The organism is uncultured Empedobacter sp. (assembly GCF_937930195.1).
Lineage (GTDB): Bacteria > Bacteroidota > Bacteroidia > Flavobacteriales > Weeksellaceae > Empedobacter > Empedobacter stercoris.
The window spans coordinates 1-7,826 of record NZ_CALGVK010000088.1; the positions used below are offsets into that span (position 1 = coordinate 1).

Here is a 7,826-nt window from a genome sequence, read left to right on the forward strand (position 1 = left end):
ATTAGCTGACTTTTTATATTATTTCAAAATATCTGCTAAATCTGCAATATCTTCAGCCGAAACCTTGTCTAAAATTTTATCTAAATCTGTTCGTGGAATATCTAATTTCGAATCAATTACCAATACATTACGAAAGCCATTAATCCCAAAAATCATTTTCTTTACACGATCACCATCTTCTTGTAACGAAATATTCAAACGACTATCTTTTGCTTTAAACTTTACTAAGTTTTCGTATTTTTCACCACGCATTGACGATTGCAAATCATTCATGATTCGTTTTTGCTTTCCTTGTCCTGCATCGCTAACTACAAAAACTTTAGCTGATTTCAAATAATTAAATAAATCTGTTCCGCCTGCTTTTCCAGCTAATTTTAGCGCAAAAGATGGTAAAGGAATTACGGTAGACTGATTGTTATATTTTGTGTAGAATTCTTGCATATTACTTGTTGTTCCACAAGATTGCAACGTTAGCAAAACTGCTATAAAAGATAAACCAATTATTTTTTTCATTGTGTCCTATTTATTAGATGCGTTTGCAACTACAACTCTCGTACCGAAAATTATGAATAAGATAAAATCATTTCGAAAATAAATGAATCATCTAATCCAACCATTTGTTCTAATTCAACAATTGAGGCATGTTCGATAAATTCGTCTGGATAGCCATTAATGGTGATATTTCCTTTGTAATGAATTGAATTCAGAAACTCTAAAACTCCACTCCCAAAACCACCTTTTTTGATTCCATCTTCAAAGGTTAAAATAGTCGAATATTTCAATGAAATAGCTTTTAAGCGAGATTCGTCTAAAGGTTTAATAAACGGGAAATCAATCAAAGCTACTTTGTCTTGAAGATGATGTTGAATGATAATTTCTTCTATTCGAGAACTAATTAAACCAGTTGAAAGAATTGCTATTTGATTCCCTTCAAAAATGATTTCAGATTGACCGATTTCTATTTTTTCGACTTTAGAATTATAGGTTTGGATATTATTTTTTGGATAGCGAATTGCAAAAGGATGTTTCGTGAATTGTGCTGTATACAAGAGATTTTTGAAATCTTTTTCGTTTCGAGGAGAAGAAACAATCATGTTCGGAATTTCGCGTAAATACGCAATATCAAGATAACCATGATGCGTCGCACCGTCTGTACCAACGAATCCTGCACGATCGATACAAAAAACAACAGGTAAATTCTGCAAAGCAACATCATGTATCACTTGATCGTATGCACGCTGTAAAAATGTGGAATAAATCACGCAATACGGAACGGTATTTTGCGTTGCCAAACCAGCTGCAAATGTCACTGCGTGTTGCTCCGCAATTCCAACATCAAAAACACGATTAGGGAAATCTTGATGACATTTTACCAAATTACTTCCTGTTAACATTGCAGGTGTTATCGCTACAATTTGAGGATTATTTGCAAGTAATTGATACATCGTTTCACCAAAAACATCTTGATACGATTTTTCCCTTTTCTTTGATTTTATTTCACCTGTTTCCTTATTAAATAAACCTGGTGCATGCCATTTTACTTGATCAATTTCGGCTTGTTCGTACCCTTTTCCTTTGGTTGTTTTGATATGTAAAACTTTTGGACCTTTGATTGAATCTGCTTTTTCAAAAGCATCAAATAATTCCTCAAAGTTGTGCCCATCGATTGTTCCAATAAAATTTAAACCAAAATTGGTGAAAATATTTTCGGATTGATTTTCTAATGATTTAAAATGTTTTTTCAAACCACCAACCGAAGGATCAATTCCGATATCATTGTCATTCAAAATCACTAAAACATCTAAATTGGTTGAACCAAGATGGTTCAACGCTTCCAAACTCATTCCAGATGTTATCGAAGCATCACCAATAATGGCGATATGTTTTCTATTGATTTGATTGATTTTATCCGCAGTTGCCATACCAACAGTTGCAGAAATTGAAGTAGAAGAATGCCCAGTTCCAAACGTATCAAATTCACTTTCTAAACGAGTTGGAAAACCAGAAACGCCATCTTTTTGACGAAGCGAATCAAAAACTTCTTTTCGACCAGTCAAAATTTTATGTGGATAACATTGATGTCCAACATCCCAAATCAACAAATCATTTGGTGTATTGTAATGATAATGCAAAGCTATTGTCAATTCGATCACACCTAAACTCGCGCCTAAATGCCCCGGTTTTACGCTTAAAGTATCCAAAATAAATTCTCGCATCTCATAAGCTAACTGATTTAATTGAGACGTTTCAATAGCCCTAAGTTCCTTAGGATGATTGATTTTTGAAAGTAAATTATCCATTATTCTTTTACAAAATTACATTTTTCTGAGGAATAATCCGTATCTTTGCATGTTACAAAATTTAATGTAACATATGTTCCAAATAGGAAAGACCCTTGTATCTGAAGAACTACTAAATGAAGATTTTGTTTGTAATCTAAACAAATGTAAAGGGATTTGTTGTGTAGAAGGTGACGCTGGTGCACCTTTAGATGAAGACGAATTAACAATATTAGACGATATTTATGAAGATGTAAAACCTTATTTGCGTCCCGAAGGAATTGCGGTGATTGAGCAAGAAGGTAAGTACACAATGGATACCGATGGCGATTGGGTAACGCCTTTGGTTAATAATCGCGAATGTGCCTATTTGGTATTCGAAGAAAATGGTTTTTCGAAATGTGGAATAGAAAAAGCCTACGAAGACGGAAAAGTGGATTACAAAAAGCCCATTTCGTGTCATTTATATCCAGTTCGTATTAAGGAATATTCAAATTTCACTTCTGTCAACTATCATGTGTGGGATATTTGTGCAGATGCTTGTACCTTAGGAAAAGAATTGAAAGTGAATGTCGCAACGTTTGCTAAAGATTCATTGGTCCGAAAATTTGGGCAAGAATGGTATGATGAATTAATGGCCATTCAAGAAGAATTAAACAACCAAAAAAAGTAAAAAAATTATGTCTATAACAAGAGCAAGAAGATCTACTGACGCTATTGAAAGATTATACATCTCTATGCGTCATTTATTTCATAGAGGAGTGTACCGTCCAAGTGGTGCACCTGGAAAAATATTAAGAAACTTATTATTCGAAATTAATCCTGAAATCTACGGATCGATGACAGATCCAAACAAGGTAGAATTAAGCGGGTTGATGTATGTTTTGGATCGCTTACCAGAAGGCATTGTAGAAACTCCTTATGTGTCTTTTACATCGGACGAAGGTTACGATCGATCAATTTTTACACCTATTATCCCTGCCAAACGCCGTCGTTTTTGCTACAGAATTGATGATGATCAAATGAATATTGAAATTTCACGCGGTCGTTCTGATATTTATGATGTGTTGACGCACTTAACATTTTTGTATAACGAAGCGGATAAAATTAGAAATAGAGCGTTTAGTAACGAAACACTTTCTAAAAGTAGAGCATGGGAATTCATCGAAAATGTAGTTTTTAATGAGGCTGAAATTTCTCGTAAAGAGCGTGAAGTTGCCTTGATGCATTTATCGACGATTTTAGGAAGAACATTTGAAGAAACGCAAGATATTCACGAATATTTTGGAACTTCTAATGATAAAGATCGTTTTTTCCGTATTGTTTATTGGATGGGTTACACAAGTCAACAAGATCGTATCGGTACAAAAAAACGCGAAATTACATTCACTTCAACTTTGCGTGAATCGATTGGTCACCATATGATTGGAGAAAAATGGGCAAATGCCATCAAACGTGTATTATTCGAAAATAATCTTCAAGATAAAAACATTCATATCATCTCTGCAAATATGCACAGTGTATCGAATATGTTGTACGCATATGATGGATTGAAAAGAAAATACAAAAACGATGGTGTAGAAATTTACGAAGATTTAAGTGCTGCAAATAACAAAATGCTTCGCGATTCGTTAAATGAATACACACAACAAAATGGCTTAGTTTACATCAAAGATCAATCAGGAACAAATATCGATGTTCAAATTATTGATTTATCGAAAGTAAACATAGCAAACTCAGCATTTTCTTATGCAAAAGACAAGAACAATGAAGTGATTATTGTAATGGATTATGCATTTGGAGAACAAGCATTCGAAGCGATGGACGAGTTATTAAAACCGTATAAAGTTGATGAAGCAAAATTCAAAATGAATGTAAAATCAGTTGCTATTATGGGTAAAGCTGGAATTCTTGAAGGAATAAAAGGTGATATCATGATTGCAACAGCACACGTTTTCGAAGGTACAACAGATAACTATGTTTTTGATAACGAATTATCAGCTGCAGATTTCGAAGGCCAAGGTTTAGGAGTGTACGAAGGACCTATGATTTCGGTTTTAGGAACATCATTGCAGAACAAAGACGTTTTAGAATATTTTAAAAATTCGTCTTTCCAAGCAATTGGATTAGAAATGGAGGGAGCTCATTACCAAAAAGCAATTCAGGTAGCATCTAAAATTAGACATCATATCGATAAAGATGTTAAAGTGATGTATGCTTATTACGCTTCGGATAATCCGTTAGAAACAGGAAGTACATTGGCTTCAGGTGGCTTAGGATTAACAGGTGTAAAACCAACTTATCTAATCACGCAAAAGATATTAGAAAAAATTATTAAATAATTTCAATGAAAAATTTTTCCATTTTAGGCTACGGTCATATTGGACGTGTACATCAACAAGCGATAGAAGAAGCTGAAAATGCACAATTAATCTCGGTTATCGATTTTAATTTACCCGAAGATTTACCAATCAAAGGTTATTCTACCCTTGAAAGTTTTCTGAACGAAGATCAAGAAACAGATGTAGTGGTCATTGCAACACCAAATGGTTTGCATCGCGAACACGCTATTCGTTGCCTAAAAGCAGGAAAAAATGTCTTGATTGAAAAGCCTATCGCTTTAACAGTAGAAGATACAAATGAAATCTTGAAAGTTGCTGAGGAAAAAAAACTTCGTGTTTTTACCTCAATGCAACTTCGTTTTTCTCCAGTTGTACAATACATAAAAAATTTACTTGACAACAATTCTTTAGGGAAAGTTTTCATGGTGAATATTAATTGCTATTGGAACCGTAACAAGAATTATTACAAATTGCGTGAATGGCACGGAAATCAAGAAATGGACGGTGGAGTATTATTTACCCAATTTTCTCATTTTGTAGATATCATGAATTTTTGGTTCAACGAAGTGGTATGTACCAATGCAAAAAGTTTCAATTTTACGCATCAAGAAATTACGGAATTTGATGATTCTGGCTGTGTTGATTTTATAGCTGATGATGCAATTGGACACATGATTTATACAACTTCTGTTTTTAATAAAAATTTCGAAAGTAATATTACAATTATTGCAGAAAAAGGAACAATTAAAATTGGAGATCAATACCTTAATCAAATGATTTATTCCGATCTCAAAAATGTATGCTGTTCCAATACAATTTCAACCGATCAAAAGAATTTTCATCCCAATGCAATTGCAGAAATTTCAGATGCATTGATGCGTCATCATGACTCGTTGTTAGATGGAAAATATGCCGTAAATTTAGTACAGTTTATTACGGATGCAAATCAGTTAGCAACTCAAAATAAACAAGAAATTAAAACAGAAGACTATGAAATTTCACACTCGTAAATGGGTAAAACCAGAAGATCTCAATCCAAACAAAACGCTTTTTGGAGGAAAACTTTTGGCTTGGATTGATGAAGAAGCTGCATTATATAGCATTGTTCAACTCGAAAATTCGCATGTCGTTACTAAACACATGTCCGAAATTAATTTTATGTCATCTGCTCGAGAAGGTGATATTGTCGAGATTGGAATAGAAGTCGTAAAATTTGGAAGAACTTCTTTGGTTTTAAAATGTGAGGTTCGAAATAAAATGACCCACGAAACCATTATTACAGTTGACCGAATAACAATGGTTAATTTGGACGAAAACGGTTCTCCAAAACCTCATGGAAAAACTCAAGTCGAGTACGTCATTGATCGTTTAAACAAAAGATAAATATAAAAGTCGAAATTAAAATTTCGACTTTTTTTTGGTCTCTATTTTTCTACTAAAAACAAAAAAACTTCCCGATACGAGAAGTGATTTTGAGAAATGATATAAATTAACACATGAGGATTATGTTGATACAAAAGTAACTCTTCTATTTTCTTATTAGCTTAATTAAATATTATCTGTTTGTTAAATGAAAATTAAATGATAAACAAAGGACATTTATTACTGTAGTATTGTTATTAAACAACAATTTATATGATTAGGCATTAATTTAAATTTGAAACGGAACAAAACAATTTTACAAGATTTGCAAACTATGTAACACAATTTAGCGACGGTTCTGATGAGTGGGATTATGAGCATAAAAAAGCCAAACCCCAACGGTGTAAGACTATACAAACAGTGAGCCTTACGGGTTTTACTTCAACCTTTACCCCAACGGTGTCGACTTTGTAAAAACAATGAGCCAAACGGGTAAGATTATTTAATAATATAACGTTAATCAAATTACATAAAAACAAAAAACCTCATCATTTCGATTTGAAAGATGAGGTTTTTTTAATGTTTTTAAAAGAGGTTTAAAACCAGTTTAAAATATGAGTTTTGAAACTTTAGGGAATATTTAGGGGATAAAAAAAAGACTTAAATAATTGATTTGCAATTAAATAAGTCTTAATTTCAGTACTCGGAGTGGGAATCGAACCCACACTCCAAAGGAACACGAGTTTGAGTCGTGCGCGTCTACCAATTCCGCCATCCGAGCCTTTATGGACTGCAAATATAGTGTTAGTTTATTTATTTTTCCAACTATTTTTTAAACTTTTTACAGAATTATTTCTAACGTATCGTAAGCCAAATATTTACCTTTTGGTAATTGATTCTCAACTTCATCATGAAAACCCAAATGATGCGAAATATGTGTAAAAAAAGTTTGTTTAGCACCTATTAATTCAGCATATCGAATCGCTTCGTCTAACAAAATATGTGAAAAATGTTCATGTTCTACACGCAATGCACTTATAATCAAAATTTCTACCCCTCTTAATTTTTCTAAAGACTCTACAGGAATCGTTTTCACATCAGTTAAATAAGCAATTTTATCATCAATCAGATAACCCAAAATAGGCAATGGTCCATGCATTATTTTAATTGGTTCTATCGAGAATCCAGCAACTTCAAACTTATCTTCTTCAATATAATTTTCTATCACCGTTGGCACACCAGGATATTTATGTTCGGCAAACATATAGGGAAAACGATTATGCAATTCATCTAATACGCGTTTCAAACCATAAACATTCATGTCTTCACCAGATTTGAATACCAAAGGACGAATATCATCTAATCCCATTACATGATCATTGTGCTCATGTGTGTACAATATCCCGTCCAATCTTTGCGCATTGTAACGTAACATTTGTTGTCTAAAATCGGGACCACTATCTATCGTAATAATCTTACCATTTTTTTCTAATAACAACGATGATCGCAAACGTTTATCTTTTTGATTAGTCGACAGACATACAGGATGATCGCTTCCAATAATCGGAATTCCTTGCGAAGTCCCAGTTCCTAAAAAATGTATTTTTATATTTGATTTAGCCATAATGATTTGGTAAATTTACCACAAACTATTTGAAATATAATTATGGCATTAGAACAAGTTCTTACTCCTAAACAAAAAGCTTTAGAGATCAATTTGAATCCGAAAATATACGGTTCTTTTGCAGAAATTGGAGCAGGTCAAGAGACTGTTCGTTTTTTTTATCGCGCTGGTGCAGCTTCAGGTACTGTTGCGAAAGCAATGAGTGCATATGACAAAGAG

The 7,826-nt window shown here is 33.2% G+C and carries 7 protein-coding genes, 1 tRNA gene and 1 pseudogene; 5 read left to right on the plus strand and 4 right to left on the minus strand.

What is annotated here, in order from left to right; genetic code table 11:
* Positions 1-18: 18 nt before the first annotated feature.
* Both Q0616_RS05545 and Q0616_RS05550 read right to left on the minus strand, forming a co-directional pair.
* Positions 19-513 (minus strand): DUF4252 domain-containing protein, encoded by a 495-nt coding sequence (locus Q0616_RS05545; protein ID WP_298775681.1) that lies wholly within the window; start codon positions 511-513, stop codon positions 19-21.
* 50 nt (positions 514-563) lie between these two features.
* Positions 564-2,300 carry a 1-deoxy-D-xylulose-5-phosphate synthase gene (locus Q0616_RS05550; RefSeq protein ID WP_286482937.1) on the minus strand — a complete coding sequence of 579 codons (1,737 nt, stop codon included), beginning with the start codon at positions 2,298-2,300 and terminating at the stop codon, positions 564-566.
* Between the two features lie 73 nt (positions 2,301-2,373).
* Here Q0616_RS05550 and Q0616_RS05555 point away from each other — a divergent pair, with 73 nt between their 5' ends.
* From Q0616_RS05555 to Q0616_RS05570, 4 genes are read left to right on the plus strand one after another with little or no spacing between them, the layout of a single operon-like run.
* Positions 2,374-2,952, plus strand: a complete 579-nt coding sequence (locus Q0616_RS05555) for a DUF3109 family protein (protein ID WP_171623020.1) — start codon at positions 2,374-2,376, stop codon at positions 2,950-2,952.
* A gap of 7 nt (positions 2,953-2,959) precedes the next feature.
* Entirely contained in the window at positions 2,960-4,621 is a 1,662-nt protein-coding gene (locus tag Q0616_RS05560) for a hypothetical protein (RefSeq protein ID WP_225541406.1), read from the plus strand.
* Between the two features lie 5 nt (positions 4,622-4,626).
* A complete protein-coding gene (locus tag Q0616_RS05565) occupies positions 4,627-5,631 on the plus strand; it encodes a Gfo/Idh/MocA family oxidoreductase (protein WP_298775685.1) in 1,005 nt (334 codons plus the stop codon).
* A complete protein-coding gene (locus tag Q0616_RS05570; RefSeq protein ID WP_171623017.1) occupies positions 5,612-6,004 on the plus strand; it encodes a hotdog domain-containing protein in 393 nt (130 codons plus the stop codon). Before Q0616_RS05565 ends, Q0616_RS05570 begins: the two co-directional genes overlap by 20 nt.
* 679 nt (positions 6,005-6,683) lie before the next feature.
* Here Q0616_RS05570 and Q0616_RS05575 read toward each other — a convergent pair.
* A tRNA-Leu gene (locus Q0616_RS05575) sits at positions 6,684-6,764 on the minus strand.
* A gap of 60 nt (positions 6,765-6,824) precedes the next feature.
* Positions 6,825-7,607: an MBL fold metallo-hydrolase gene (locus tag Q0616_RS05580; RefSeq protein WP_171623002.1), complete on the minus strand. Its 783-nt coding sequence runs from the start codon at positions 7,605-7,607 to the stop codon at positions 6,825-6,827.
* 39 nt (positions 7,608-7,646) lie between these two features.
* Between Q0616_RS05580 and Q0616_RS05585 the strand changes: the two are divergent.
* Positions 7,647-7,826, plus strand: a pseudogene (locus tag Q0616_RS05585) (TonB-dependent receptor); the annotation flags it as partial.

Bases quoted from the DNA above. Each gene is read 5' to 3' on its own strand.
- Q0616_RS05545 (WP_298775681.1), bottom strand. From the start codon at position 513: ATGAAAAAAATAATTGGTTTATCTTTTATAGCAGTTTTGCTAACGTTG.
- Q0616_RS05550 (WP_286482937.1), bottom strand. From the start codon at position 2,300: ATGGATAATTTACTTTCAAAAATCAATCATCCTAAGGAACTTAGGGCT.
- Q0616_RS05555 (WP_171623020.1), top strand. From the start codon at position 2,374: ATGTTCCAAATAGGAAAGACCCTTGTATCTGAAGAACTACTAAATGAA.
- Q0616_RS05560 (WP_225541406.1), top strand. From the start codon at position 2,960: ATGTCTATAACAAGAGCAAGAAGATCTACTGACGCTATTGAAAGATTA.
- Q0616_RS05565 (WP_298775685.1), top strand. From the start codon at position 4,627: ATGAAAAATTTTTCCATTTTAGGCTACGGTCATATTGGACGTGTACAT.
- Q0616_RS05570 (WP_171623017.1), top strand. From the start codon at position 5,612: ATGAAATTTCACACTCGTAAATGGGTAAAACCAGAAGATCTCAATCCA.
- Q0616_RS05580 (WP_171623002.1), bottom strand. From the start codon at position 7,607: ATGGCTAAATCAAATATAAAAATACATTTTTTAGGAACTGGGACTTCG.